We start from the raw sequence: 24,771 nt of genomic DNA on the forward strand, positions 1-24,771 counted from the left end.
CCCGGCCCGGTCTGTCCCTAGCGGCGGCCCCGGCCCTCTTCGGGGCCGGTCAGGCCGGCCCGGCGCAGGGCGTCGGCCATGGCGCTGTTGGCGGGGGCCGGAGCGCCGGAGCGCTGCCCCGCACCGCCCTTGCCGCCCTGGCTCCCCTGGCCGCCCTGGCGCCGGCCTTCGCCGCCGCGCTGTCCCTGGCCCTGGCCGCCGCGCTGCTGCGGGGGCCGGCCGCCGCCGCGGCGGTCGCCGCCCTGTCGCTCGTCCCGCTGGCGGGGGGCACCGGCGCCGCGCTCGGCACCGGCCTCGTCCTCCAGCCGCAGGGTGAGCGAGATCCGCTTGCGCGGGATGTCCACGTCCATGACCTTGACCCGGACGATGTCCCCCGGCTTGACCACGTCGCGGGGGTCCTTGACGAAGGTCTTCGACAGGGCCGACACGTGGGCCAGTCCGTCCTGGTGGACGCCGATGTCGATGAAGGCGCCGAAGGCGGCCACGTTCGTGACCACCCCTTCCAGGATCATGCCGGGCGCCAGGTCGCCGATCTTCTCGACGCCCTCCTTGAAGGTGGCCGTCTTGAAGGCGGGGCGCGGGTCGCGGCCCGGCTTCTCCAGCTCGCGCAGGATGTCGGAGACGGTGGGCAGGCCGAAGGCCTCGGTGACGAACTGCTCGGGCCGCAGGGAGGACAGCACGGAGGTGTTGCCGATCAGCGCGGCCACCTCGGCGCCCGCCGCCTTGCCCATGGCGCGGACCACGGGGTACGCCTCGGGGTGCACGCTGGAGAAGTCCAGCGGGTCGTCGCCGCCGCGGATCCGCAGGAAGCCCGCGCACTGCTCGTACGCCTTCGGGCCCAGGCGGGCGACGTCCTTGAGGCCCTTGCGGCTGCGGAAGGGGCCGTTGGCGTCGCGGTGGGCCACGATGTTCTCGGCGAGGGTGCCGCTGATGCCGGACACCCGGGAGAGCAGCGGGGCGGAGGCGGTGTTGACGTCCACGCCGACGCCGTTCACGCAGTCCTCGACGACCGCGTCGAGCGAGCGGGACAGCTTCACCTCGGCCAGGTCGTGCTGGTACTGGCCGACGCCGATGGACTTCGGGTCGATCTTGACCAGTTCGGCGAGGGGGTCCTGGAGGCGGCGGGCGATGGAGACGGCCCCGCGCAGGGACACGTCCATGTCCGGGAGTTCCTGCGAGGCGAAGGCCGAGGCGGAGTACACGGAGGCGCCCGCCTCCGAGACCATCACCTTGGTGAGCTTCAGTTCGGGGTGGCGGGTGATGAGGTCCCCGGCGAGCTTGTCGGTCTCGCGGGAGGCGGTGCCGTTGCCGATGGCGACCAGCTCGACCGCGTGCTCCTTCGCGAGGCGGGCCAGCCTGGCGATGGACTCGTCCCACTTGTTGGCCGGGACGTGCGGGTGGATCACGTCCGTGGCCACGACCTTGCCGGTCGCGTCGACGACGGCCACCTTGACGCCGGTGCGGAAGCCCGGGTCCAGGCCGAGGGTGGCGCGGGTGCCGGCGGGGGCGGCGAGCAGCAGGTCGCGCAGGTTGGCGGCGAAGACCCGTACGGCCTCGTCCTCGGCGGCGGCGCGCAGCCGGGTCCGCAGGTCGATGCCGAGGTGCACCTGGATCTTGGTGCGCCAGGCCCAGCGGACGGTGTCGGCGAGCCACTTGTCGCCGGGGCGGCCGCGGTCGGCGATGCCGAAGCGGCGGGCGACGAGGCCCTCGTAGGTGGAGGGGCCGGGGGTGTCGGACGGCTCCTCCGGCTCCAGGTCCAGGGAGAGGACGTCCTCCTTCTCGCCGCGCAGCATGGCGAGGACGCGGTGCGAGGGGAGGGCGGTGAAGGGCTCGGCGAAGTCGAAGTAGTCGGAGAACTTGGCGCCCGCCTCCTCCTTGCCCTCGCGGACCTTCGCGGCGAGCCGGCCGCGGCCCCACATGCGCTCGCGGAGGTCGCCGATCAGGTCGGCGTCCTCGGCGAACTTCTCGGTGAGGATGGCGCGGGCGCCCTCCAGGGCGGCGGCCGGGTCGGCGACGCCCTTGCCGGCGTCCACGAACGCGGCCGCGGCGGCGGCCGGTTCGGCGGAGGGGTCGGCGAGCAGGCCTTCGGCGAGGGGCTCCAGGCCGGCCTCGCGGGCGATCTGGGCCTTGGTGCGGCGCTTGGGCTTGAAGGGGAGGTAGATGTCCTCCAGCCGGGCCTTGGTGTCGGCGGCGGCGATCCGCGCCTCCAGCTCGGCGTCGAGCTTGCCCTGCTCGCGTACGGAGTCGAGGATCGCGGTGCGGCGGTCCTCCAGCTCGCGCAGGTACCGCAGCCGCTCCTCCAGGGTGCGCAGCTGGGCGTCGTCGAGCATCTCGGTCGCTTCCTTGCGGTAGCGCGCGATGAACGGCACGGTGGAGCCGCCGTCGAGCAGCTCGACGGCGGCCTTGACCTGCCGTTCCCGTACGCCGAGCTCCTCGGCGATCCTGCCTTCGATGGACATGGTCACTGTGCGGTCCCGCCTGCCTTCGTGCGTTTGCGTGGAAGGCTGTCAATTGTGGCAGGTGCCGCCCGTGGTCCGCGGGAGCCCCTCAGCCCTTTCCGAACAGGTCGCGCGGGAAGGCCCCGGCGGCTATGGCCCGCTTGACGAAGCCGCCCCCGAGCTCGCCGAGCCGGGCGAGGCCGGCCGCGCCGAGGTGTTCGTACGGGGCGGCGTCGAGGCGGTCGGTCTCGGTCTCCAGGCGCTCGCGGAGCGCGTGCCCCTCCTCGGTGAGCTCGCCGTCGGCGTCGAGGACCCCGCGGGCGCGGAGGCGTTCGGCAGCGGAATCGAGGTCGGACTGCTCCCAGCCGCGGATGCCCTTGACCCACTTCGGGGTCATGCCGCGGCCGGTGGCGGTGTGGCTGACCAGGGCCTCCAGCGGGTCGAGGCCGGTGATCAGCAGTGCGGCGAGGTGGCCGTCGCCGCGGTGCTCGCGCAGCAGGGTGGTGGCGTGCCACAGCCGCAGGTGCGGCTCCTCGGGGACGGGGAGGTCGGCGTGGGCGGCGTACAGGGCCCGGCCGTGGCGGGTGCAGGCCTCGGTGGCGCGCATCGCGAGGCCGGCGGCCTCGGCGAGTTCGGCCGAGGCGATGACCTCGTCGCCGAGGAGGCGGCGCAGGGTGGTGTCGGCGGCACGCAGCCGGGCGGCGAGGACCTGCTCGGGGGTGGCGGTGTCCCAGACGGCGGGGAGGTGGGCGGCGACGAGGTCGTGCCGGTAGTTGTAGAACGCCGCGGTGACCGCGCCGGGCCCGACGGCACCCATGGCGGCGGACCGGCTGGCGAGGTTGACGGCGACGCGGTGTGTGATGCCGAGCGCGCCGAACTCGGTCGCGAGGTCCGGGGAGAAGTAGCTGGTGGCGTGAAGCGGGTTGACGGCGGCGTGCCAGACGCGGCGCGCGGCGTGCGGTGGGAGCGTCATGCGGGGCAGGTTACCGACTGCTCAGTATGCACGGAAGCGGTGCCCTGCGGGGGCCTGCGGGGGCCCAGGGGTACGGGGCCCGGCAGGGAACGGGGCCCGACCGGAGCCCGGCGACAAGCCCGCCGGCCGCCCGGCCCGGCGCTGCCCGAACCCGCCGCCCCGCACAAGGGCGCCGATCGAGCCACTCTCCGCCGCACCCACCCCCACCGCACCACGCCCGCCCGGTCGGCCGGAAATCGCCCTGCGGCCGAGCAGGAACCGCCCGGACCCCACCGGACCGCCCTCGCCCACCTGTCCGAATTCCACCCCTCCCCTGACGCACGGTCAACACGCGCACCCACCCGGCCGAACCGCGCCACCGGCCCGCCCGGCGCCACATCCGCCCATGAATCCGCAGGTCAGCGACACCCTCAGCGACTCCTCCCCAACCCGGGATCATGACGGCCGAATGGCGATCGTGTGACAGCAGGAGCCATGGACATGACCTGAGGCGTCACGGGTGAATACGGTCGAACGACGAGACCTTGAACGGATCTGCCTCCCCTACCCCTTGGAGCTCTTCGTGCACCGCAAAGTCATCGCCCCGAGCGTCCTGGCCGCCTCCCTCCTGCTGGTGATCCCGGCGTCGGCGGCCAGTGCGGGCCCGGGCGCGCCGGGTATCGGCGACACCTACTACCCGGCCAGCGGGAACGGCGGCTACGACGTCTCCCACTACGACCTGCGCCTCCAGTACCAGCCGAAGACCGACCTGCTGGAGGGCACGGCCACCCTGCTGACCACCGCCAAGCAGGACCTGTCCCGCTTCAACCTCGACTTCGGCCTCAAGGTCAGCGAGGTGCGGGTCAACGGCGCCAAGGCGAAGTTCGCGACCTCGGGCGACCACGAGCTCGAAATTACCCCGGCCCAGCCGCTCCAGAAGGACCGTCAGGCCACGGTCGTCGTCAAGTACGCGGGAAAGCCCTCCGAGTTCAAGGTCGACGGCTGGTCCGCCTGGCAGCGGACCCCGGACGGCGGTGTGGCGGCGCAGGAACCGGACGCGGCGGCCTGGTGGTTCCCCAGCAACGACCACCCCCTCGACAAGGCCACCTTCGACGTGTCCGTCAACGTCCCGGACGGCACCCAGGCCATCAGCAACGGCGTCCTCCAGTCGCAGACCTCCCGCCTCGGCTGGACCCGCTACAACTGGCGCTCCAACAAGCCGCAGGCCACCTACCTGGCCACCCTCGCCATCGGCAAGTTCGACATCACCACCGACAAGACGGCGAGCGGCCTGCCGATCCTGAACGCGTACAGCAAGGACCTCGGCGACAACGCCGGCGCGGCCCGCGCGAGCGTCGAGCGGACCGGTGAGGTCGCGGAGTGGCTGGAGGGGGTCTTCGGCCCGTACCCCTTCAACGCCCTGGGAGGCTACGTCCCGAACGTGCCCACCGGCTTCGCCCTGGAGACCCAGACCCGGCCGTTCTACAGCCCGCGCCAGTTCTCGAACGGCGCCAACACCTCGGTCGTCGTCCACGAGCTGGCCCACCAGTGGTACGGGGACAGCGTCTCCGTGGACAACTGGAAGGACATCTGGGTCAACGAGGGATTCGCCCGCTACAGCCAGTGGCTCTGGTCGGAGAAGGAGGGCGAGGGCACCGCGCAGGAGCTCGCCGAATGGGCGTACGCGTCCCGCCCCGCCGAGGACCCGTTCTGGCAGGTCAAGCCCGGTGACCCGGGCCCGGACAACCAGTTCCACGGGGCCGTGTACGACCGCGGCGCGATCGCCATCCAGGCGCTGCGCAACGAGATCGGCGACGAGAAGTTCTTCAAGATCCTCAAGGGCTGGCCGACCGAGCGGGCCTACGGCAACGCCAAGGTCGGGGACTTCGTCCGGTACGCGGAGAAGATCTCGAACAAGCCCCTCGCCCAGCTCTTCGAGACCTGGCTGTACACCCCGGGCAAGCCCGCCTTCGCCCCGCCGGCCACGGCCAAGCCGGGCGCCCGCACCCTCCAGTCCCCGGCCAAGCCGGCCGCGGAGCCCAAGTCCTGGAAGAAGATCGCCGCGACGAACACGGTCCACGACCACCACTGATCCAAAACAGTACGCGGACCCGCGCGCCGGCACCCGTCAGCGGGTGCCGGCCCGCCACTGCGCCCGCGCCGCGCGGGCCCTCGGCAGGTAGCGCAGCCGCTCCGGCAGCACCGGTACGAGGATCCGTACGACCGCACTGAACCGCCGGAGCCGGCGCTCCTGCGCGGGGGTCCACTCCAGCCCGATGGCGGCCCGGGCGTCGGGCGGCATGTAGCCGACGGTGACGAAGGCCCGGAAGCGCAGGTAGCCCGCGCGCAGGGCCGGCCAGGCGACCCGCAGCAGCAGCCGCAGCACCGGGGAGCCCACCTCCGGACGGGGCAGGTCCCCACCCGTCGCGACCAGCTCCCGGGCGACCTTCGTCGGCTCGATCTCCTCGGCCAGCATCCGGCGGTAGTACGGCCAGAACTCCTCGACGCTCTGCGGCATGTCCCGGTCGCGCAGCCCCAGGATCCGGCCCACCCGCAGCCACTCCGCGTACAGCTGCCGCTCCTGGGCGGGGGTGAGGGGGCGGAACAGGTAGCGCCCGGCGTACAGGGCGACGGGGAAGCCGGTGGCGTGCACCCAGGCGTAGCAGTCGGGGTCGAGGGAGTGGTAGCGCCGGCCCCGGGTGTCGGTGCCCTGGATCTCCTTGTGCAGGCGGCGCACCCTGCGCCCCTCGGCGACGGCCTCCGCCCCGCCGTAGACCCACAGCATCACGGAGCGCAGCGAGCGCTCGCCGCGGCCCCAGGGGTCGGTGCGGAAGACGGAGTACTGGTCGACTCCGGCGCCGACGGCCGGGTGGGCGACCTGGAGGGTGAAGGCGGCGGGCAGGGTCAGCAGGGAGCGCACGTCCCCGGCGGTCGACCACAGCACCCCGCCGGGCGGGGGCGGCTCGGGATCGAGGCGCCTTGCAGCTCTTTCGGGCGATATGCGGTCCGTGTCGTCCATGGATCAATTATGCGAGCGCGAGAAGTCCTCGGTCCGGACAGAAAGTCTTGTCGCGGGTGTTACCCAGAGGTAACCGCGGCTGCTTGGATTGCGGCGTCGATCTTCCCCGCTGGATTCCACCGGACTGACGGAGACCCCCATGCCGCAGATCTCGCTCCGCCGCCGCCGCGCCGCCGCCACGGCCGTGGCCGCCACCGCCGCCGCAGCCCTCGCCCTCACCACGGCCCCCGCCGCCGGCGCCGCCGAGGCCGCCGCGACCCCCCGGCTGAGCGTCCTGACCTACAACGTCTTCCTGATGAGCAAGAACCTCTACCCCAACTGGGGCCAGGACCACCGGGCCGCGGAGATCCCCAAGACCTCCTTCTACCAGGGCCACGACGTGGTCGTGCTCCAGGAGGCCTTCGACAACGGCGCCTCCGACGCGCTGCAGGCCAACTCCGCGGCGCAGTACCCGTACCAGACCCCGGTGGTGGGCCGCAGCAAGAGCGGCTGGGACGCCACGGGCGGCTCCTACTCCGCCACCACCCCCGAGGACGGCGGCGTCACGATCCTCAGCAAGTGGCCGATCCTGCGCAAGGAGCAGGTGGTCTACAAGGACGCCTGCGGCGCCGACTGGTGGTCCAACAAGGGCTTCGCCTACGTCGTCCTGAACGTCAACGGCGCCAAGGTCCACGTGGTCGGCACCCACGCCCAGTCCACCGACCCGGGCTGCGGCGCGGGCGAGGCGGCGCAGATGCGCAGCCGCCAGTTCAAGAACATAGACGCGTTCCTGGACTCCAAGAACATCCCGGCGAACGAGCAGGTCATCGTCGCGGGCGACATGAACGTGGACTCCCGCACCCCGGAGTACGCCACCATGCTCGCGGACGCCGACCTCGCCGGCGCCGACACCCGCACGGGGCACCCGTACTCCTTCGACACGGCGCAGAACTCCATCGCCAACTACCGCTACCCGACGGACCCCCGCGAGGACCTCGACTACGTCCTCTACCGCAAGGGCAACGCCCGCCCGGCGGGCTGGGAGAACAACGTGGTCAAGGAGCAGTCGTCCCCCTGGACGGTCTCCAGCTGGGGCAAGTCCTACACGTACTCCAACCTCTCGGACCACTACCCGGTCATCGGCCGCTGACGACCCGGGCCGGACGGCCAAGGCTCCGGGCCACCGCAGGGCGTTCCGCCCGGCCCGGAGTCCTCACCCGTCAGACAGTCGCTCCCGCGCGCTGGGCGAAGCGACGCAGACCCGGCATCTCCGGGTTCATCACCAGCAGCTCGGAGGCGATGGCACGGACCTTCGGCCGGGTCGCTTCCTCCGGGGCGTACGAGGCAAGCGCCCTGAGCGCGTGGAAGGCCTTCTCCGGCTCGTCGAGCCCCTGCCACACACGGGCGATGTCCATGCACATCCGGGCGCGCCTCTCGGCGTTCGGCAGCCGCCGGGGGTCGATCTTCTCCGCATGGGTCAGGGCCTGGTCGTCCTCGCCCAGCACATGATGGACGGAGATCCGGAAGACCCTCGTCTGATCCTCTCCGAACACGCCGGGAATGTAGAGACGCTGGGCAGCCGTCTCCCGGCGTTTCGCCGTTTCCTCGGCCTGCCCGATCAACTCCATGGCCTGAGAACGCCAACCGGCCTGGGCCGCGCTGTACGAAGCGGTCAGCATCAGCGTGCCCCGCATCGCGAGCTCCTCCGGGTGGCTGCCGAGCCGGTCCGCCGCCTGCCTGAGGTGGTCGATGGCCGCCTGGTACTCCCCACCGCGCCGCAGCGTGATGCCCATGGAGTGAGCGGCCTCCCCCATCACCACGGCGCTTCCGGTCAACTCGGCCTGCGCCCGCGCCCTCTCGGCGGCAATGCTCGCGAACGGTCCCTGATAGTTCTTGATCGCGAGCTGCGCGAGCAGGACATAAGCGCGGGCCGCGATGTCGTGGGCCTGCGAAGCGAGCGAGCCGGAGATCAGGGAGGGCAGCGTCCGGCTCAGCCGGCCGTACTGCGCATCCTGGAAGACGCTGCGAGCCTGGACGAGGGCCGGGGCAAGGGCTTCGCGCGATGCGGGACGCGTCTCGGGGAGGCCGAAGAGCGACCTCTCCACCAGCTCCTTCGGGTCGACCGCAGCGGCGGCGCCACCGGGCAGCGCGGCGGCGATGCCGGCTCCCAGACCGAGCGAGAGCACTTTTCGGCGGTGCACGTCATCCCCTTCGAGCCCGACGTCAGCAGCTGTCAAACCCAGGACACCACACAACGAGCCAAGGGTGTCGTCATCCGGCTGGATCCTTCCCGTTTCGACCCGCGACAGCCACGAGCCGGAGTATCCGACCGCACTGCCCACGTCCCCCTGCGACAGGCGCTTGGCGTTCCGCGCCTGCCGCAGCACATCTCCCAGCAAATCACCCATGCACAGAGTGTGCTGATCCACGCACAGACTTTGCAGACCCTCCGTCAGACATCGTCCGAACGAGTCCCGGCCCGTTTACTGAGGACCACGCCACCCCCTCCGGACCGAGGAGCGCGCCATGACCAGAAACCAGCCCGGCCGCTTGCCACCGGCCCGCCGACTCAAGATCGCACCGGCGGTGACGGATGACTGAACCGTACGAGTACGTCCCCCACCGGCTGCTCCGCAAGCGCGTCCGCGACATCGCCTCGGGCACCGAGGGCGAGCTGATGGCGGTGATCAACGAGAACGTCTCCGACACCGGAATCGAGCACTGGACGGAACTGGCCTACATCCGCGGCGCCACCGGCCGGGAGTTCACCACCGCCGTCGAGAACGTCCAGTCGGCATGACCGACCGTCCTTCGGACTGCCACTGATCTCCCGTCGACCCGCGCAGATGCCATCCACCGACACACGAAGGAGGCACAACCGCATGACCCCCCAAACGACCACCGAGGACGCCCACACCCGGGGCGAGAAAGGGGGATGTAGGCCTGCTGTGTGCCGAGACAAACCCAGGACGGCCGCCGGTCGCCGAGACGAGAGGAGCGCGTAGCGATCTGACGCGCCTGTCGGATCCCTGGCCTACTCTGATCGACTTTTCGTGCAGGTACCAGCCCCAGGCGGTCGTCGGACGCTGAGATAGGAGGAGCGCGTAGCGATCTGCTGCGTCCTGGCCGCGCCCCTGGCCCGGAACCGCTGACGCGGGGCCGAATGACAGGCCGGCCAGGGCCCCGGCCCCTCGCCCATCCCTGACGGGCCCGTCCCTCCGTCTTCTGCCCCGTGACCGTTCTTTTGGGGGCTTCCCGGCAGTCTTTCGGCTTTCCGGGGCGGGTCGGCCTGTCAAGGGTGGAGCGAAGCGACATCGCGCAGCGACGCGACGAAGGAGCGCCCTTGACAGGCCGGCACGAACCGGAAGGACGATGGACTGCCGGGAAACCCCCAAACCAACTGTGAGACGGACCCAGGAGCTACCGCTCCCCACCCACCCCGCCCAACCCACCCACCCGCACCCGGGGGCGGGTGGGCAGCCGCCGACCCGCGCCCGGCCCCTCGAGGGGGAGATGGCCGGCCCGGTCGATGGGTGCCCCCACGCCCACCGGGTTCGGCCGTTCGGGTCAGGCGGTCGGCTGGGGGTCCTCGTACAGGCCCTCGATCAGGGGGCCGTACTTCTCGCGGACCACGCGGCGGCGGAGTTTGAGGGAGGGGGTGAGTTCTCCCGTGGCGGGGCCCCATTCCTCGGCCAGGAGGCGGTAGCGCTTGATCTGCTCGGTGCGGTTGAGGCGGGCGTTCGCGGCGGCCACCGCCCGGGCGGTCTCCTCCCGTACGGCAGGGTGTTCGGCGAGCTCCGTCAGGGAGGCGGCCGTGATGCCGCGGGCGGCCGCCCAGGCCGGGGCCAGTTCGGGGTCCAGGACCAGGAGGGCCACCAGGTAGGAGCGGCCGTCGCCGTGGACCAGGGCCTGGCCGATGAGCGGGTGTTCCTTGACGGTGTTCTCCACCAGGGCCGGGGAGACGTTCTTCCCGTTCGAGGTGATGATCAGCTCCTTCTTGCGGTCCGTCAGCCACAGGAAGCCGTCCCCGTCGATCCGCCCGACGTCCCCGGTGGGGAACCAGCCCTCGGCGTCGGCGGCGCTCTCCACCGAGCCGTCGGGGCACAGGTAGCCGTCGAAGACGGTCGCGCCGCGGGTGAGGATCTCCCCGTCCCCGGCGACCTTCAGCTCCAGCCCCTCGATCGGCCGGCCCACCGAGCCCAGCCGGAAGCCGTCGGGGGTGTTGCTGTTGACGGTGCACACTCCGGAGGTTTCCGTCAGCCCCCAGGCGTCCATGATGGTGATCCCCCACCCGGCCCAGAAGCGGACCACGTCGATCGGCATCGGCGCGGTGGCGCTGGCCGTCCAGACGAGCCGGTCGAGCCCGGCCAGGCGCAGCAGCGGGTCCAGGACCCGTTCCTTCGCCCCGGCGTACGAGGCTTCGAGCGCGGCCGGCACCTCCTCGCCGCGTTCCTGGTGGCCGGCCCGGGCGCGGGCCAGGTCCCCGGCGTCGTCGATGGCGCGCCGCTGCTCCTCGGGCAGGCCGGCCAGGACCGCGCGTACCCCGGCGGCGAGCTTCTCCCAGACGCGGGGTACTCCGAAGAACTGCACGGGGCGCAGCTCGCGGACGGCGGCGGCCACGGCGGTGGGGTCGGCGACGAGGCGGACGTGGGCGGCGCGCAGCAGGGGCAGGTAGATGCCGAGGATCCGCTCGGCGATGTGCGCGAAGGGCAGGTAGCAGACGTGCTCGGCGTGTTCGGGGAGGGTGACGCCCCGGTCGAGGCGGACGGACTGGAGCAGGATGTTGCGGTGGGTGAGGCGGACGCCCTTGGGGTCGCCGGTGGTGCCGGAGGTGTAGACGACGGTGAGGGGGTCCTCGGGGCGGGTCTCCTGCCAGGCCTTGTCGAAGTCGTCGAAGTCGTCGGGGCGGTGCAGCCGGGCGCCGCTCGCGCGCACGGAGCCGTAGGCGGTGTGCGGGCCGGCTTCGGCGGCGTCGGCGACGACGAGGCGTTCCAGGGGGGTCGCGGGGTCGTCGAGCAGGGGTGCCCAGCGGTCGCGTTCGCCGGCGCCTTCGACGACGGCGAGCCGGGCCCGGCTGTGGCGGGCGATGTGGGCGATCTGTTCGGGGGCGGAGGTGCCGTAGACGGTGACGGGGACGGCGCCGAGGTGGACGAGGGCCTGGTCGGTGAGCCAGTGCTCGGGGCGGTTGCCCATCATCAGCAGGACGTGGTCGCCCCGTTCGACGCCGAGGACTGCGTAGCCGGCGGCTAGGACGGCCACCTCGTGGCGGACCTCGCCCCAGGTGAGGGTGGTCCAGCCGTCCTCCTCGCGCCAGGAGAGGGCGGGCAGGGCGGGGTGCTCGGTGGCGTTGCGGGCGAGCAGGGCGGGGAGGGTGAGCTCTTCGGGTCGTCCGGGCAGTCGCAGGTTCGTGGTCATGGGCAGCTCCTGGCCGTTTCACATCGTTGGTGCGACAGCAATACTGTTGAACCCAAGCCGTGGATCAGAGAGCGAGGAACGGACGATGGCCGACCACCCGGCGACCGAGCCGATGCTCACCGTGGACGAACTGGCGTCCAAGGCCGGTGTCACCGTCCGCACCGTACGGTTCTACAGCACGCGCGGGCTTTTGCCCCCTCCCGTGATCGGACCTCGTCGCGTGGGGCACTACGGGCCCGAGCACCTGTCGCGGCTCGCGCTGATCGAGGAGCTCCAGCACCAGGGCATGACCCTGTCGGCGATCCAGCGCTATCTGGACGCCCTGCCGGACGACCTGAGCGCGCACGACCTGGCGATCCACCGGGCCCTGGTGGCCACGTGGGCTCCGGACGCCGCGCAGGAGGTGTCGCGGGCGGAGCTGGAGCGGCGGGCGGGGCGGACCCTGTCGGACGGGGACCTGCGGCGGCTGGCGGCGATGAACGTGGTGGCGGACTCCGGTGAGGGGTTCCGGGTGGACCTGGGCCTGCTGCGGCTGGGGGTGGCGCTGCTCGACGTGCCGATCGCCCACGAGACGCTGCTGGTGGCGCGGGGGATCCTGCTGGAGCACGCGCGGACGGCGGCGCACGAGTTGACGGCGTTGTTCCGGGACGAGGTGTGGGGGCCGTTCACCGCGGACGAGGACGATCCGGAGCGGGTGGAGTCGATGAAGGCGCTGTCGGCGCACATGCAGCCGATGGTGGTGCAGGCGCTGGTAACAGCCTTCCAGCGGTCGCTGAAGGAGGAGTTGCGGGCGGCGTTCGCCTCGGAGGGCGGGTAGGTTCGGTCCCATGGCGATCATCCACCGCACCACACTGTCCCCGACCAAGCTCGAACTCCTCGCCGACTGGCTGCCCTTGAGGCCGTGGTACCGGGGCTCGGAGAAGAGCGTCGCGCTCGCCCGGGCGGGCGGGTTCCGGCTGGACGACCCCGAGGGCGAGGTGGGCATCGAGTTCATGGTGGTCACCGACGGATCCGGGGACGGGCCCGTCTCCTACCTGGTGCCGCTGACCTACCGGGGTGCGCCGCTGGAGGGCGCGGAGGCGGGGCTGATCGGCACCCTGGAGCACGGCGTGCTGGGTACCCGCTGGGTGTACGACGGGGCCCACGACCCGGTGCTGGTCGAGCAGTTGCTGGCGCTGCTGGCGGGCGGCGCGGTGGCCCAGGCCCAGAGCGAGACCGACACCCCGGACCCGACGGTCGAGGTGCGCGCCGGGGAGCGGGGCGCGCCGGCGGGTCTGACCGGTCCGGGGAGCGTTGCGGACACCGCCGGGGGCACGGAGGTCGCGGTGGGTCCGGTGGGCCTGGACGCGCCGGTGCTGGCGCTGACCCTGAACCGGGTGCTGCACCCCGGCGACGGCTCCGGGGAGGGGCTGTTCGGGCAGGTGCTGGCCGGCTGGTCCGCCGCGGACGGTGCGGTGGAGCGCGGGGTGTTCGCGTACCTGCGCGCGTAGGCCGAGCGTTCCGGTGCCCCGGGCCCGCCGGTGCGGGCCCGGGGCAGCTCCGGTGCGGGGCCGCCAGGTCGTCTCTTCCGCCTAGTCGGCGTAGGTCTCGCCGCGTTCGGCCTTGGCGACCAGGGAGGCGGGCGGGGTGAAGCGCTCGCCATAGGTGGCTGCCAGTTCGCGGGCGCGGGCCACGAAGCCGGGCAGGCCGCCCTCGTAGCCGTTGACGTACTGGATGACGCCGCCGGTCCAGGCGGGGAAGCCGATGCCCATGATGGAGCCGATGTTGGCGTCGGCGATGGAGGTGAGGACGCCTTCGTCGAGGCAGCGGACGGTGTCCAGGGCCTCGGAGAAGAGCATCCGCTCCTTCATGTCCTCGAAGGGGATCTGCGCGTCCGGCTTGGCGAAGTGCTCGCGCAGGCCCGGCCAGATGCGGCTGCGCCGGCCGTTCTCGTCGTACTCGTAGAAGCCGCCGCCCCCGCTGCGGCCCGGGCGGCCGAACTCGTCGACCATCCGGTCGATGACCCGGTCGGCGGGGTGCTCGGTCCACTCGCGGCCCTCGGCCTCGAAGGCCTTGCGGGTCTCGTTGCGGATCTTGCGCGGGAGGGTGAGGGTCAGCTCGTCCATCAGGGAGAGCACCTTGGCCGGGTAACCGGCCTGGGCGGCGGCCTGTTCGACGGAGGCGGGCTCGATGCCCTCGCCGACCATCGCCACGCCCTCGTTGATGAACTGGCCGATGACGCGCGAGGTGAAGAAGCCGCGCGAGTCGTTGACCACGATGGGCGTCTTGTTGATCTGGCGGACCAGGTCGAAGGCGCGGGCGACGGCCTCGTCGCCGGTGCTCCCGCCCTTGATGATCTCCACCAGCGGCATCTTGTCGACGGGCGAGAAGAAGTGCAGGCCGATGAAGTCGGCGGGGCGCGAAACGCCTTCGGCCAGCCCGGTGATGGGGAGGGTGGAGGTGTTGGAGCAGAGCAGCGCGTCGGGGGCGACGACGTCCTGGATCTCCTGGAACACCTTGTGCTTGAGGGCGGTGTCCTCGAAGACGGCCTCGATGACGGCGTCGCAGCCGGCCAGGTCGGCTGCTTCGGCGGTCGGGGTGATCCGGGCGAGCAGTTCGGCCCGCTTGGCCTCGGTGGTGCGGCCCTTGGCGAGCGCCTTGTCGAGGAGCTTCTCGGAGTACGCCTTGCCCTTGGCGGCGGCTTCGGCGGTGACGTCCTTGAGGACGACCTCGATGCCCGCGCGGGCGCAGGAGTAGGCGATGCCGGCGCCCATCATGCCGGCGCCGAGGACGGCGACCTTGCGGACCGTGCGGGGTTCGGTGCCCCGGGGGCGGCTGCGGCCGGCGTTGACGGCCTGGAGGTCGAAGAAGAACGCCTGGATCATGTTCTTCGCGGTCTGGCCGGTGACCAGCTCGGTGAAGTAGCGGGCCTCGATGGTCAGGGCGGTCTCGAAGTCCACCTGGGAGCCCTCGACGGCGCAGGCCAGGATGTTGCGCGGGGCCGGGTACGGGGCCCCGTTCAGCTGCTTCTTGAGGTTGGCGGGGAACGCCGGCAGGTTCGCGGCGAAGCGCGGGTTGGACGGCGTACCGCCGGGGATCTTGTAGCCGGGGACGTCCCAGGGCTGCTTCGACTCGGGGTTGGCGTCGATGAAGGCGCGGGCCTTTGCCAGCATCTCCTCGGGGGTGGCGGCGAGTTCGTGGACGAGGCCGGCCGCGAGGGCGCGCTGGGGGGTGTACTGGGTGCCCTGGAGCAGGACCTTGAGCAGCGCGTCGGCGATGCCCATGAGGCGGACGGTGCGGGTGACGCCGCCGCCGGCGGGGAGCAGGCCGAGGGTGACCTCGGGCAGGCCGATCTTGGAGCCGGGGGCGTCGAGGGCGACGCGGTGGTGGGAGGCGAGGCAGATCTCGTAGCCGCCGCCGAGGGCCGCGCCGTTGATCGCGGCGACGACGGGCTTGCCGAGGGTCTCGATGCGGCGCAGGGAGCGCTTGATCTCGGTGCCGGTGTCGAAGGCGAGCTGCGCGTCCTCGGGGCGCAGCCGGATCATGTCCTTGAGGTCGCCGCCCGCGAAGAAGGTCTTCTTGGCGGAGGTGTAGACGATGCCGCGGATGGAGTCCTTCTCGGCCTCGGCGCGGTCGGCGATCGCCGCGATGGAGTCCTTGAAGGCCTGGTTCATGGTGTTGGCGGACTGGCCCGGGTCGTCGAGGACCAGGGTGACGACGCCGGTCTCGTCCTGTTCCCAGCGGATCGTGGTGGACTCGCTCATGTTCGCTACTTCCGTGTCGGGGGTGGGATCAGGGATCGGGGATCAGGACGGGTCAGAGTCGTTCGACGACGGTGGCGACGCCCATGCCGCCGCCGACGCAGAGGGTGACGAGGCCGTAGCGCTTGTCCTGGCGCTCCAGTTCGTCGACGACGGTGCCGAGGAGCATGGCCCCGGTGGCGCCGAGGGGGTGGCCGAGGGCGATGGCGCCGCCGTTGACGTTGACCTTGTCGAGGGAGACGCCCATGTCCTTGACGAAGCGGAGCACGACGCCGGCGAAGGCCTCGTTCATCTCGATGAGGTCGATGTCGTCGATGGTGAGTCCGGCCTTGGCGAGGGCCTTGCGGGTGGCCGGGGCGGGGCCGGTGAGCATGATGGTGGGCTCGGAGCCGGAGACGGCGGCGGAGACGATGCGGGCGCGGGGGCGCAGGCCGTTGCGCTCGCCGGCCTCGCGGGTGCCGATGGCGACGAGGGAGGCGCCGTCGACGATGCCGGAGGAGTTGCCGGCGTGGTGGACGTGGTCGATCTTCTCGATCCAGTGGTACTTCTGCAGGGCGACGGCGTCGAAGCCGCCGAGGTCGCCGATGTCGGCGAAGGAGGGCTTCAGCTTGGCGAGGGTGTCGGCGGTGGTGCCGGGGCGGACGAACTCCTCGTGCTCCAGGACGACCAGTCCGTTGCGGTCGGTGACGGGGACCACGGACTTGGCGAAGCGGCCCTCCTTGATGGCGGTGGCGGCCCGCTCCTGGGAGAGGGCGGCGTACTCGTCCACGTCGCGCCGGGAGAATCCCTCGATGGTGGCGATCAGGTCGGCGCCGATGCCCTGGGGGACGAAGCCGGTGTCCCAGTTGGTCATGGGGTCGGCGAACCAGGCGCCGCCGTCGGAGGCCATCGGGACGCGGGACATGGACTCGACGCCGCCCGCGAGGACCAGGTCCTCCCAGCCGGAGCGGACCTTGGCGGCGGCCAGGTTGACGGCTTCCAGGCCGGAGGCACAGAAGCGGTTCTCCTGCACGCCGGCCACGGTGTCGGGCAGGCCCGCGGCGATGGCCGCGATGCGGGCGATGTCGGAGCCCTGGTCGCCGACCGGGCCGACGACGCCGAGGACGATGTCGTCGATGGTGGCGGGGTCCAGGCCGGGGTTGCGGTCGCGCAGGGCGTCGATGAGGCCGACGACGAGGTCGATCGGCTTGGTGCCGTGCAGGGCGCCGTTGGCCTTGCCGCGGCCGCGCGGGGTGCGGATCGCGTCGTATACGTAAGCTTCGGTGCTCACTGTCAAGCCTTTCGGGGGGAGTTAGCCGAGCAGGGAACGACCGATGATCTCCTTCATGATCTCGGTCGTGCCGCCGTAGATGGTCTGGATGCGGCCGTCGGTGAAGGCCCGCGCGACCCGGTATTCGGTCATGTAGCCGTAGCCGCCGTGCAGCTGGAGGCAGCGGTCGGCGACCCGCTTCTGGAGTTCGGTGGCCCACCACTTGGCCATGGAGGCGTGGACGTGGTCCAGTTCGCCGTTGGAGTGGTCGGTGATGCAGCGGTCGAGGAAGGTGCGGGTGACCGCGCACTCGGTGGCCATCTCGGCGATCTCGAAGCGGATGTGCTGGAGCTTGGAGAGCGGCCGGCCGAAGGCCTCGCGCTCCTTGACGTAGGTGGTGGTGATCTCCAGCAGGTGTTCGGCGGCGGCGATGGCGGCCATCGCGATGCCCATGCGTTCCTGCGCGAGGTTGGTCATCAGGTGGACGAAGGCGCCGTTCAGTTCGCCGAGCAGGTTCTCCTTGGGGACGCGCACGTCGTTGAAGAAGAGCTCGGCGGTGTCCTGGGACTTCTGGCCGATCTTGTCGAGGTTGCGGCCGCGTTCGAAGCCCTCGGCGCCGCGTTCGACGACGAGCAGGGACAGTCCGTGCGCCCCGCCCTCGGGGGTGGTCTTCGCGACGACGATCACCAGGTCGGCGAGGATGCCGTTGGAGATGAACGTCTTGGAGCCGTTGAGCAGCCAGTGGTCGCCCCGGTCCTCGGCGCTGGTGCGGATGCCCTGGAGGTCGGAGCCGGCGCCCGGCTCGGTCATGGCGATCGCGGTGATGGTCTCGCCGGAGCAGAAGCCGGGCAGCCAGCGGCGCTTCTGTTCCTCGGTGCCCAGCGTGGTCAGGTAGGGGCCGATGATGTCGTTGTGCAGGCCGATCGCGAGCCCGGGTGCTCCGGCGCGGGTGAACTCCTCGGCGAGCACCGCCGCGTAGCGGAAGTCGGGGTTTCCGCCGCCCCCGTACTCCTCGGGGACGGCGAGGCCGAGCAGGCCCTGCCGCCCGGCGGCCCGCCAGGCGTCCCGGCTGACGATGCCGTCCTTCTCCCACTGCTCGTAGTGCGGCAGCACCTCCTTGTGCAGGAAGGTGCGCACGGTCTCGCGGAACGCCTCGTGGTCGGCGTCGTAGATGCGGCGTTGCATCGGGGCCCCCTACAGCCAGCTCTTGACGGTTTCGATCAGCCGGGCCGGCTCGGGGCCGACCGGGGTGACGTTGAGCATGGTGACTCCGGCCTCCCGGAAGGCCTCGACGCGCTCGCGCACGTACCCTTCGGGGCCGCACAGGGTCATCAGCTCGCAGAACTCGTCCGGGACGGCCGCCGCGGCGTCGCGCTTGCGGCCGGCGAGGTAGAGCTCCTGGATGCGGCGGGCCTGTTCCCCGTACCCGTAGGCGACGGCGAGGTCGTTGTAGAAGTTCTTGCCGACGGCGCCCATCCCGCCGACGTACAGGGCGATCTGGGGCCGGGCCAGGTCGCGGGCGGCGGCCGCGTCCTCGCCGATGGCCAGCAGGCCGCCCGCGACGGTCTGGAGCGGGCCCAGTTCCGGTGCGCGCTCGGCGGCGCCTTCGGCGAGGGCGCTCCCCCAGACGGTGTGGGCCTTCTCGGGGATGAAGAGGGTGGGCAGCCAGCCGTCGGCGATCTCGGCGGTGAGCGCCACGTTGGCCGGGCCGAGGGAGGCCACGTACACCGGGATCCGGTCGCGGACGGGGCGGGTGAGGATCTTCAGGGGTTTGCCGTGCCGGCCGCCCTTGGCGGCGGGGAGCGGCATGTCGGTGATGCCGTGGTGGTCGATGGTCTCGCGGCGCCAGATGCGGCGGCACAGGTCGACGGTCTCGCGGGTGCGGCCGAGCGGCTTGTCGTACGGCTTCCCGTGCCAGCCCTCGATCACCTGCGGGCCGGAGGCGCCAAGGCCGAGCAGGGCGCGGCCGCCGGAGACGGCGTCCAGGCCCGCGGCGGTCTGGGCGATGAGGGCGGGGGTGCGGGAGTAGACGTTGACGATGGCCGAGCCGATCTTCATCCGCTCGGTGCGTGCCGCCAGGTAGCCCATGATCGTCGGGGAGTCGAAGCCCCAGGCCTCGGCGACCCAGACGGCGTCGAGGCCGGCCGACTCCAGCGCGGCCGCCTCGTCGGCGGCGCGGCGCGGGTCGCCGGCGTAGTCGAGCAGCATGGACAGTTCCATCAGGCCTCTTTCGGGAGCAGTGCCGGTACGCCCCAGTCGGCGGCCACGGAGCCGGTGTCCGCGCCGGGCATGGCGGGGCCGGAGGCGACGCGGGTCGGGGTCGCGGAGAAGCGCGGGGCGGGGGCGGGCTGGAGGGTGCCGCCGAACTCGGTGAAGGTGGCGCGGGCGGCGAGGTGGGGGTGGTGCGGCGCCTCGCGCAGCGAGAGCACGGGCGCCACGCAGGCGTCGGTGCCCTCGAAGACGGCCGTCCACTCCTCGCGGGTGCGGGTCCTGAAGCGGGCGGCGACGGTCTCGCGCAGTTCGCCCCAGCGGGCGAGGTCCTTGCGGGCGGGGGCCTGCTCCTGGATGCCGAGCAGGGCGGTGAAGGTGTCGTAGAACTGCTGCTCCAGCGCGCCGACGGCCATGTACTGCCCGTCGGAGGTCTCGTAGGTGCCGTAGAAGGGGCAGCCGCCGTCGAGGAGGTTGGCGCCGCGCCGGTCCTGCCAGCCGCCGGCCGCGACCATGCCGTGGATCATGGCGGTGAGGTGGGCGGTGCCGTCGACGATGGCGGCGTCCACGACCTGCCCGGCGCCCTCGGGGCCGCGGGCGTGGTGGAGGGCGGCGAGGATGCCGATGACGAGGTAGAGGGAGCCGCCCGCGTAGTCGCCGACCAGGTTGGCGGGGACGGCCGGGGGCTCTCCCGGGTTGCCGATCATGCCGAGGGCGCCGGTGACGGCGATGTACGCGATGTCGTGCCCGGCGGTGTGGGCGAGGGGGCCTTCCTGGCCCCAGCCGGTCATCCGGCCGTAGACCAGCCGGGGGTTGCGGGCCAGGCACGCGTCCGGGCCGACGCCGAGCCGCTCGGCCACCCCGGGGCGGAAGCCCTCGATCAGCACGTCGGCCCGCTCGACCAGGTCCAGCACCAGGCCGGGGCCCTCGGCGGACTTCAGGTCGAGCAGGACGGAGCGCTTGTTGCGGTTGGTGACGTCGTGGGCCGGGTCGATCGCGAGCCCCCCGCCCCCGGGCCGGTCCACACGGACGACGTCGGCGCCGAGGTCGGCGAGGAGCATGGCGGCGAACGGACCGGGGCCGATGCCCGCCAGTTCGACGACGCGTACTCCCGCGAGCGGGCCTGCTGTCACTGCCATCGTGCCCCCGGCATCCTGGTGTACGGGTGGGTGGTGTGCAGGTGTGTGACACAACCGATGTAACACCAGTGATGCTAGGAAGGCGCCCCACTCAGCACAAGAGCAAGCGCTTAGCAGGTTTCCACCGTGGCTCGATCCCGCCGGGAGCCGCGCCGCCCCGGCGCGTCGGCCGCCGCCCCGTCAGGCGCCTTCCGCGGCCCGGGCGTCGAGCAGCGCGACGTGCCGTTTGAGCGCGACGGTCCGGTAGCTCTCCTCCACCCACTCGCACAGCACCTCCACCGACGGGGCGCCCCTCTCCCCCAGCGGCACGGAGACCCAGCCCGACCGGCCGAGGCCGTAGCCGGTGGGCGCGGCGCCGGGGGCGGTCATCGCGTGCCCGTGCAGGTCCTCGTCCTTGAGCTTGACGGACAGACCGGGCGGCTCGGGGCCGTCCGCGTTCCCCAGGAAGACGAAGATCTTCTTGTTGACCTTCACCACCCCGTCCTCCGGCCCCCAGGGATGCTCCTCCACCGCCTCCGGCAGCCCCAGCGCGAATTCCCGCACGGCCTCCCACTTGCGCACCGCAGCCTTCACCGACGCCTCCCACTCACCACAGGTCGCACCTGCTCGCACGGACAGTCGGTGTCAACGCTAACCTCGGCCACCGACACCAGCTGGGAGGAACGGTCCATGACCGAGCAGGTCCACAACGAGCCCGTCCGCGGCGGCCGTCCGGGGCGGGAGTTCGACGTCGTGCTCTTCGGAGCCACCGGGTTCGTCGGGGCGCTGACCGCCGAGTACCTGGCCCGGCACGCGCCCGCCGGCTGCCGCTGGGCGCTGGCCGGGCGCGACCCCGGCAAGCTGGAGCGGCTGCGCGCGCGGCTGGCGGCCCAGAACCCGGACTGTGCGCGGCTGCCGCTGCTGCGGGCCGACGCGGCGGACGGGCGGGCGCTGCGCGAACTGGCCGCCCGCACCCGGGTGGTGGCCACCACGGTCGGGCCGTACGTCCACCACGGGGCGGAGCTGGTCGAGGCCTGCGCCGAGCAGGGCACCGACTACGCGGACCTCACCGGCGAGCCGGAGTTCGTGGACCGGATGTACGTCGAGCACGACGCGCGGGCCCGGGAGACGGGGGCGCGGCTGGTGCACGCGTGCGGGTTCGACTCGATCCCGGCCGACCTGGGCGCGTACTTCACGGTGGGCCTGCTGCCCGCCGGGGTGCCGCTGCGGGTGGACGGGTTCCTGCGGGCCGGGGCGCTGGCCTCCGGCGGCACCGTCGCCTCCGCCCTGACCGCGCTGGGCCGGGGGCCGCAGACCCTGGCCGCCGCGCGCACCCGCCGGCTGCACGAGCCCCGGCTGCCGGGGCGCCGGGTGCGCGGGCCCCTCGGCGCCCCGCGCTTCAGCCGGGAGACCGGGACCTGGGCGTTGCCGCTGCCCTCGCTGGACCCGCGGATCGTGACCCGGTCGGCGGCCGCGCTGGAGCGGTACGGGCCGGACTTCCGCTACCGCCACTACGTCTCGGTGCGGCACCTGCCGGTGGCGGTGGGCCTGACGGCGGCGGTGGGTACGACGGCGGCGCTGGCGCAGGTCCCTGCCGCCCGGCGGTGGCTGATGGGCCTGTGGGAGCCGGGCAACGGCCCGGACGAGGAGCGGCGCGCCCGCAGCTGGTTCACCGTCCGCTTCGTCGGCGAGGGCGGCGGCCGGCGGGTGTTCACCGAGGTGTCGGGCGGCGACCCGGGGTACGGGGAGACCGCGAAGATGCTGGCGGAGTCCGCGCTGTGCCTGGCGTACGACGCCCTGCCGGAGCGGGCGGGCCAGCTGACCACGGCGGTGGCGATGGGCGACGCCCTGGCGGACCGCCTCCAGAAGGCGGGCATCCGCTTCCGGGTGGCGGCGGTGGACTGACCGAGGCGGACCGCCGCCGTCGGACCGACGGCGGCGGCGGGACCGGGCCCTTGGGCACCCGGGCCCGCCGCCGCCCGGGCAGCCCGCCGGCTAGCGCCTGCCGGGCTGCGCGTGCGCCTTCTCGCCTTCGTGCCCGTCCCCGTGGGCGGGCTTGATCTTCGTGGACGCGGAGCCCGTGTCGTTCTTCCCGTGCGGGTCCTCGTCGTCACCGAAGACCGTGGCGGTGTTCGGCACCGCGGTCGGCTTGGAGACGTTCCCGGCGGTGCCGGTGACCTTGATCTTCACGCGGCCGCCCTCGCGCAGCGCGCCGCCCGTGCAGGAGAGCAGGCCGCCTTCGATCTCGCACCCCTCGGTGTCCGTGGCGGGGTCCAGCACCTTCTCCGGGAGGTCGTCTACCAGCGACCAGCCGGAGGAGACGCCCTTGTGGTCGTTCTTCACCGTGATCTCGTAGGCGATCTCCCCGCCCGCCTTGACCACCTCGGGGCCGCGCTTGTGCACCGACAGGTCGGCGGAGGAGTCGAAGAAGCAGGAGGTGGCGTCGACGTTGGTCAGCGACTGCTCCGGCAGCGTCTGCCGCGAGAGCACGGTGAAGTGCGGGTTGGATCCGGTCGCGTTCCTCACGCGGACGCGGATCAGCTCTCCGGAGTTGCGGAAGAACCCGAGGTCGCCGTTGCCGTAGACGAAGACGCCGCCGAAGTCCGAACCGCCCGGCAGGACACCGGGGAAGAAGTCCGCCTTCTCGTTGTCGGTGTCGATCCGCGTGATGGCGCCGGCTTCGGTCGATCCCCAGAGGAACCCGTCGCGGAAGGCGATGTCGAAGACGTCCAGTTCCGTGGGGGCCAGGTCCGGGACCTCGATCGCCCGGGTCACCCTGCGCTTCTCGACGTCGATCCGGTAGATCACGCCCGTGTTGTCGGCCAGGACGTAGTAGTTGCCCTCGTCGTCGAACGTGCCCGAGATGTAGAGGGCCTTCGGCAGGCCCTGGATGCCGCCGAGTACGGTGGCGTGCCCCTTGCCGTCGAAGCGGACCAGCCGGTTCCCGCCGTCCGGCTCCCCGAAGGTGGTCCCGTAGAGGAAGCGGTCGTGCGGGTTCACTCCGATGGCGTTGTAGAGGAAGGGCGTGACGTCGCCCAGCTCGGCGAACGCGACCTTGCCGGGCTCCCGTTCGACGGTGTGGAGCTGGTCCGGATCCCCCATCGAGAGGTAGATCTTCCCGTCGCACGCGACGGGGAGCCCGTCCGGGTGCCCGGGTTCGGAGACCGCCGCGGAGCCGCCGGCGCCCCCGGGGGCGGCAACGGCGCCGGCCGGGGGCGCCGGCGCACCGACGGCGAGACCCGTGAGGACGCCGATCGCGCCCAGCACGGCCACCCCCCGCCGCTGCCGCTTCCCCCGGACCGCCCCGTTCGTCCCTCTGCTCACGCCTCTGCCCCTTCCGCCGCCAAGCACAGCCGGGCTGCGCACGGTTGGTACCGCACGCACCTCACGTACCGGACAAAGACGAGCACAAGGGGCATGGGGTGGCGCGGGGCGGCTCGGGCTTCACCGGCCGAGTTCGCTCAAATGCACCAGGAGCGCGAACACATGGACGACCGCGGCTCAGCGGAGGGCGTCGACGGCCTCGCGGAGGGCGCGGCGGCACAGGGAATCGGCGTGCCGGGTGGTTTCGGGAATGCGGAAACGGGGGCTCAGCGCGAGGGCGTGGGCGCAGGCGTTGTCCAGCGAGACGCGGTGGCCGACGGACACGTACACCGGCTTGATCCCGCGCTGGGTGCGCAGCGCCCGCCCGACGACGGCGCCGTCGGGCGCGAGCAGCGGGGAGGCCTCGCCGCGCGAGAGGCCCGGCTCCTCGAAGGTGAAGGTGAAGGGGTTCTTCGCCACGCCCATGCTGGGCAGACCGGTGACCACCCCGAGGTGGCAGGCCAGGCCGAAGCCGCGCGGGTGGGCGAGGCCGTAGCCGTCGCAGACGACGAGGCCGGGGGTCACGGGGAGGGCTTCCAGGGCGGCGAGCACGGTCGGCAGCTCGCGGAAGGCGAGCAGGCCGGGCACGTAGGGGAAGCTGACCTGCCCGGCTGCGGTGGATTCGGCCACGACCTCCAGGGTGGCGGCGTCCAGCACGACGGCGGCGGCCGCGACCAGGTCCCGCTCGTCGTCGTAGGCCACGTCCACCCCGGCGATCAGCCCCTGGCCGGGCGGGGGGCCGACCTCGTCGAGCACGACGAGGGCACGCAGTTCGTCCTGTATCGCCCGGGCCTCGGCCTCACTGGCGGGGGTCTTCACAGTCGTCATGATGGTGCGAGGGTAGCCTGGCGATCATGTTCGTCATGGAGCTCACCTACACCGCGCCCATCGAAGCCGTCGAGGAGCTGATGGACGCCCACCTCGCCTGGCTGGACGGCCACTACGCGTCCGGGGTCTTCCTCGCCTCGGGCCGCAAGGTCCCGCGCGACGGCGGGGTCATCCTGGCCGCCGGGGTCTCCCGCGCCGAGATCGAGAAGATCGCGGAGTCGGACCCCTTCGCGGTGGCGGGCGTCTGCGGGTACCGCGTCACGGAGTTCATCGCCAGCAAGACTTCGGCGGACCTGGCGGGGGTCCGCCAGCCCCTGCCGTAGCCCTGGCCGGGCATCGTCCGCTACCGCTGCGCGGGGCCTGCCCCTCCCCGCCCTTCCACCGTTCCCAGGGGCTGCGCCCCTGACCCCGTTGCGCTCGATCGCCGCGCGGGCTGGAATCCGCGCAGCGAATTCCAGCCCC

General features: G+C 72.4%; 20 protein-coding genes. 7 read left to right on the plus strand and 13 right to left on the minus strand.

Annotation, left to right across the window (positions count from 1 at the left end):
* Nucleotides 1-17: 17 nt before the first annotated feature.
* Together ACIPW5_RS04065 and ACIPW5_RS04070 are read right to left on the minus strand one after the other, a co-directional pair.
* Nucleotides 18-2,465, minus strand: coding sequence for a Tex family protein (locus ACIPW5_RS04065; RefSeq protein ID WP_401239960.1), 2,448 nt, complete (start codon nucleotides 2,463-2,465; stop codon nucleotides 18-20).
* A gap of 82 nt (nucleotides 2,466-2,547) precedes the next feature.
* A complete protein-coding gene (locus tag ACIPW5_RS04070; protein WP_401239961.1) occupies nucleotides 2,548-3,411 on the minus strand; it encodes a hypothetical protein in 864 nt (287 codons plus the stop codon).
* Between the two features lie 562 nt (nucleotides 3,412-3,973).
* Between ACIPW5_RS04070 and ACIPW5_RS04075 the strand changes: the two genes are divergently transcribed.
* Nucleotides 3,974-5,482 (plus strand): M1 family metallopeptidase, encoded by a 1,509-nt coding sequence (locus ACIPW5_RS04075; protein WP_401239964.1) that lies wholly within the window; start codon nucleotides 3,974-3,976, stop codon nucleotides 5,480-5,482.
* Between the two features lie 36 nt (nucleotides 5,483-5,518).
* Here the strand turns inward: ACIPW5_RS04075 and ACIPW5_RS04080 are convergent, their stop codons facing one another.
* Nucleotides 5,519-6,409 (minus strand): oxygenase MpaB family protein, encoded by an 891-nt coding sequence (locus ACIPW5_RS04080; RefSeq protein WP_401239966.1) that lies wholly within the window; start codon nucleotides 6,407-6,409, stop codon nucleotides 5,519-5,521.
* Nucleotides 6,410-6,548: 139 nt separating this feature from the next.
* On the opposite strand from ACIPW5_RS04080, the gene sph reads away from it, so the two are divergent.
* On the plus strand, nucleotides 6,549-7,538 hold the full coding sequence (sph, locus tag ACIPW5_RS04085) for a sphingomyelin phosphodiesterase (protein WP_401239968.1): 990 nt from the start codon (nucleotides 6,549-6,551) through the stop codon (nucleotides 7,536-7,538).
* A 70-nt stretch (nucleotides 7,539-7,608) separates the two neighbouring features.
* Here sph and ACIPW5_RS04090 read toward each other — a convergent pair whose 3' ends face one another.
* Complete coding sequence (locus ACIPW5_RS04090) at nucleotides 7,609-8,796, minus strand: helix-turn-helix domain-containing protein (protein WP_401239971.1); 1,188 nt, start codon at nucleotides 8,794-8,796, stop codon at nucleotides 7,609-7,611.
* A 185-nt stretch (nucleotides 8,797-8,981) separates the two neighbouring features.
* On the opposite strand from ACIPW5_RS04090, the gene ACIPW5_RS04095 reads away from it, so the two are divergent.
* Nucleotides 8,982-9,188, plus strand: a complete 207-nt coding sequence (locus ACIPW5_RS04095) for a hypothetical protein (protein WP_401239975.1) — start codon at nucleotides 8,982-8,984, stop codon at nucleotides 9,186-9,188.
* A gap of 767 nt (nucleotides 9,189-9,955) precedes the next feature.
* Here ACIPW5_RS04095 and ACIPW5_RS04100 read toward each other — a convergent pair.
* Nucleotides 9,956-11,803, minus strand: coding sequence for an AMP-dependent synthetase/ligase (locus tag ACIPW5_RS04100; RefSeq protein ID WP_401239978.1), 1,848 nt, complete (start codon nucleotides 11,801-11,803; stop codon nucleotides 9,956-9,958).
* Between the two features lie 85 nt (nucleotides 11,804-11,888).
* Between ACIPW5_RS04100 and ACIPW5_RS04105 the strand changes: the two genes are divergently transcribed.
* Together ACIPW5_RS04105 and ACIPW5_RS04110 are read left to right on the plus strand one after the other, a co-directional pair.
* The gene (locus tag ACIPW5_RS04105) at nucleotides 11,889-12,620 is read left to right on the plus strand and encodes a MerR family transcriptional regulator (RefSeq protein ID WP_401239980.1); all 732 of its coding nucleotides are present in this window, start codon (nucleotides 11,889-11,891) and stop codon (nucleotides 12,618-12,620) included.
* Nucleotides 12,621-12,630: 10 nt separating this feature from the next.
* The gene (locus ACIPW5_RS04110; RefSeq protein WP_401239982.1) at nucleotides 12,631-13,293 is read left to right on the plus strand and encodes a 1,4-alpha-glucan branching protein; all 663 of its coding nucleotides are present in this window, start codon (nucleotides 12,631-12,633) and stop codon (nucleotides 13,291-13,293) included.
* 81 nt (nucleotides 13,294-13,374) lie between these two features.
* Here the strand turns inward: ACIPW5_RS04110 and ACIPW5_RS04115 are convergent, their stop codons facing one another.
* From ACIPW5_RS04115 to ACIPW5_RS04140, 6 genes are all read right to left on the minus strand, one after another.
* A complete protein-coding gene (locus tag ACIPW5_RS04115) occupies nucleotides 13,375-15,546 on the minus strand; it encodes a 3-hydroxyacyl-CoA dehydrogenase NAD-binding domain-containing protein (RefSeq protein WP_401239984.1) in 2,172 nt (723 codons plus the stop codon).
* A 52-nt stretch (nucleotides 15,547-15,598) separates the two neighbouring features.
* Nucleotides 15,599-16,813: an acetyl-CoA C-acetyltransferase gene (locus ACIPW5_RS04120; RefSeq protein ID WP_401239987.1), complete on the minus strand. Its 1,215-nt coding sequence runs from the start codon at nucleotides 16,811-16,813 to the stop codon at nucleotides 15,599-15,601.
* A gap of 21 nt (nucleotides 16,814-16,834) precedes the next feature.
* Nucleotides 16,835-17,977 carry an acyl-CoA dehydrogenase family protein gene (locus ACIPW5_RS04125; RefSeq protein ID WP_401239989.1) on the minus strand — a complete coding sequence of 381 codons (1,143 nt, stop codon included), beginning with the start codon at nucleotides 17,975-17,977 and terminating at the stop codon, nucleotides 16,835-16,837.
* Between the two features lie 9 nt (nucleotides 17,978-17,986).
* Nucleotides 17,987-19,012, minus strand: a complete 1,026-nt coding sequence (locus tag ACIPW5_RS04130) for an LLM class F420-dependent oxidoreductase (protein ID WP_401239991.1) — start codon at nucleotides 19,010-19,012, stop codon at nucleotides 17,987-17,989.
* Nucleotides 19,012-20,139 (minus strand): CaiB/BaiF CoA transferase family protein, encoded by a 1,128-nt coding sequence (locus tag ACIPW5_RS04135; protein ID WP_401239993.1) that lies wholly within the window; start codon nucleotides 20,137-20,139, stop codon nucleotides 19,012-19,014. Before ACIPW5_RS04135 ends, ACIPW5_RS04130 begins: the two co-directional genes overlap by 1 nt.
* A 180-nt stretch (nucleotides 20,140-20,319) precedes the next feature.
* Nucleotides 20,320-20,712 (minus strand): MmcQ/YjbR family DNA-binding protein, encoded by a 393-nt coding sequence (locus ACIPW5_RS04140; protein WP_401239996.1) that lies wholly within the window; start codon nucleotides 20,710-20,712, stop codon nucleotides 20,320-20,322.
* A gap of 96 nt (nucleotides 20,713-20,808) precedes the next feature.
* Between ACIPW5_RS04140 and ACIPW5_RS04145 the strand changes: the two genes are divergently transcribed.
* Entirely contained in the window at nucleotides 20,809-22,023 is a 1,215-nt protein-coding gene (locus ACIPW5_RS04145) for a saccharopine dehydrogenase family protein (RefSeq protein WP_401239997.1), read from the plus strand.
* A 90-nt stretch (nucleotides 22,024-22,113) separates the two neighbouring features.
* Here the strand turns inward: ACIPW5_RS04145 and ACIPW5_RS04150 are convergent, their stop codons facing one another.
* Both ACIPW5_RS04150 and ACIPW5_RS04155 read right to left on the minus strand, forming a co-directional pair.
* Nucleotides 22,114-23,442 (minus strand): DUF6923 family protein, encoded by a 1,329-nt coding sequence (locus ACIPW5_RS04150; protein ID WP_401240000.1) that lies wholly within the window; start codon nucleotides 23,440-23,442, stop codon nucleotides 22,114-22,116.
* A gap of 177 nt (nucleotides 23,443-23,619) precedes the next feature.
* Nucleotides 23,620-24,309 carry an endonuclease V gene (locus ACIPW5_RS04155; protein ID WP_401240001.1) on the minus strand — a complete coding sequence of 230 codons (690 nt, stop codon included), beginning with the start codon at nucleotides 24,307-24,309 and terminating at the stop codon, nucleotides 23,620-23,622.
* Between the two features lie 26 nt (nucleotides 24,310-24,335).
* On the opposite strand from ACIPW5_RS04155, the gene ACIPW5_RS04160 reads away from it, so the two are divergent.
* Nucleotides 24,336-24,632: a YciI family protein gene (locus tag ACIPW5_RS04160; RefSeq protein ID WP_401240004.1), complete on the plus strand. Its 297-nt coding sequence runs from the start codon at nucleotides 24,336-24,338 to the stop codon at nucleotides 24,630-24,632.
* Nucleotides 24,633-24,771: the final 139 nt, after the last annotated feature.

This window comes from Streptomyces sp. NPDC090077 (genome assembly GCF_044747545.1).
In the GTDB taxonomy this organism is placed as follows: Bacteria; Actinomycetota; Actinomycetes; order Streptomycetales; family Streptomycetaceae; genus Streptomyces.

Coding starts and splice junctions, on each gene's coding strand:
- ACIPW5_RS04135 (WP_401239993.1), bottom strand. CDS start 20,139: ATGGCAGTGACAGCAGGCCCGCTCGCGGGAGTACGCGTCGTCGAACTG.
- ACIPW5_RS04105 (WP_401239980.1), top strand. CDS start 11,889: ATGGCCGACCACCCGGCGACCGAGCCGATGCTCACCGTGGACGAACTG.
- ACIPW5_RS04155 (WP_401240001.1), bottom strand. CDS start 24,309: ATGACGACTGTGAAGACCCCCGCCAGTGAGGCCGAGGCCCGGGCGATA.
- ACIPW5_RS04095 (WP_401239975.1), top strand. CDS start 8,982: ATGACTGAACCGTACGAGTACGTCCCCCACCGGCTGCTCCGCAAGCGC.
- ACIPW5_RS04125 (WP_401239989.1), bottom strand. CDS start 17,977: ATGCAACGCCGCATCTACGACGCCGACCACGAGGCGTTCCGCGAGACC.
- ACIPW5_RS04130 (WP_401239991.1), bottom strand. CDS start 19,012: ATGGAACTGTCCATGCTGCTCGACTACGCCGGCGACCCGCGCCGCGCC.
- ACIPW5_RS04070 (WP_401239961.1), bottom strand. CDS start 3,411: ATGACGCTCCCACCGCACGCCGCGCGCCGCGTCTGGCACGCCGCCGTC.
- sph (WP_401239968.1), top strand. CDS start 6,549: ATGCCGCAGATCTCGCTCCGCCGCCGCCGCGCCGCCGCCACGGCCGTG.
- ACIPW5_RS04080 (WP_401239966.1), bottom strand. CDS start 6,409: ATGGACGACACGGACCGCATATCGCCCGAAAGAGCTGCAAGGCGCCTC.
- ACIPW5_RS04100 (WP_401239978.1), bottom strand. CDS start 11,803: ATGACCACGAACCTGCGACTGCCCGGACGACCCGAAGAGCTCACCCTC.
- ACIPW5_RS04090 (WP_401239971.1), bottom strand. CDS start 8,796: ATGGGTGATTTGCTGGGAGATGTGCTGCGGCAGGCGCGGAACGCCAAG.
- ACIPW5_RS04110 (WP_401239982.1), top strand. CDS start 12,631: ATGGCGATCATCCACCGCACCACACTGTCCCCGACCAAGCTCGAACTC.
- ACIPW5_RS04115 (WP_401239984.1), bottom strand. CDS start 15,546: ATGAGCGAGTCCACCACGATCCGCTGGGAACAGGACGAGACCGGCGTC.
- ACIPW5_RS04145 (WP_401239997.1), top strand. CDS start 20,809: ATGACCGAGCAGGTCCACAACGAGCCCGTCCGCGGCGGCCGTCCGGGG.
- ACIPW5_RS04160 (WP_401240004.1), top strand. CDS start 24,336: ATGTTCGTCATGGAGCTCACCTACACCGCGCCCATCGAAGCCGTCGAG.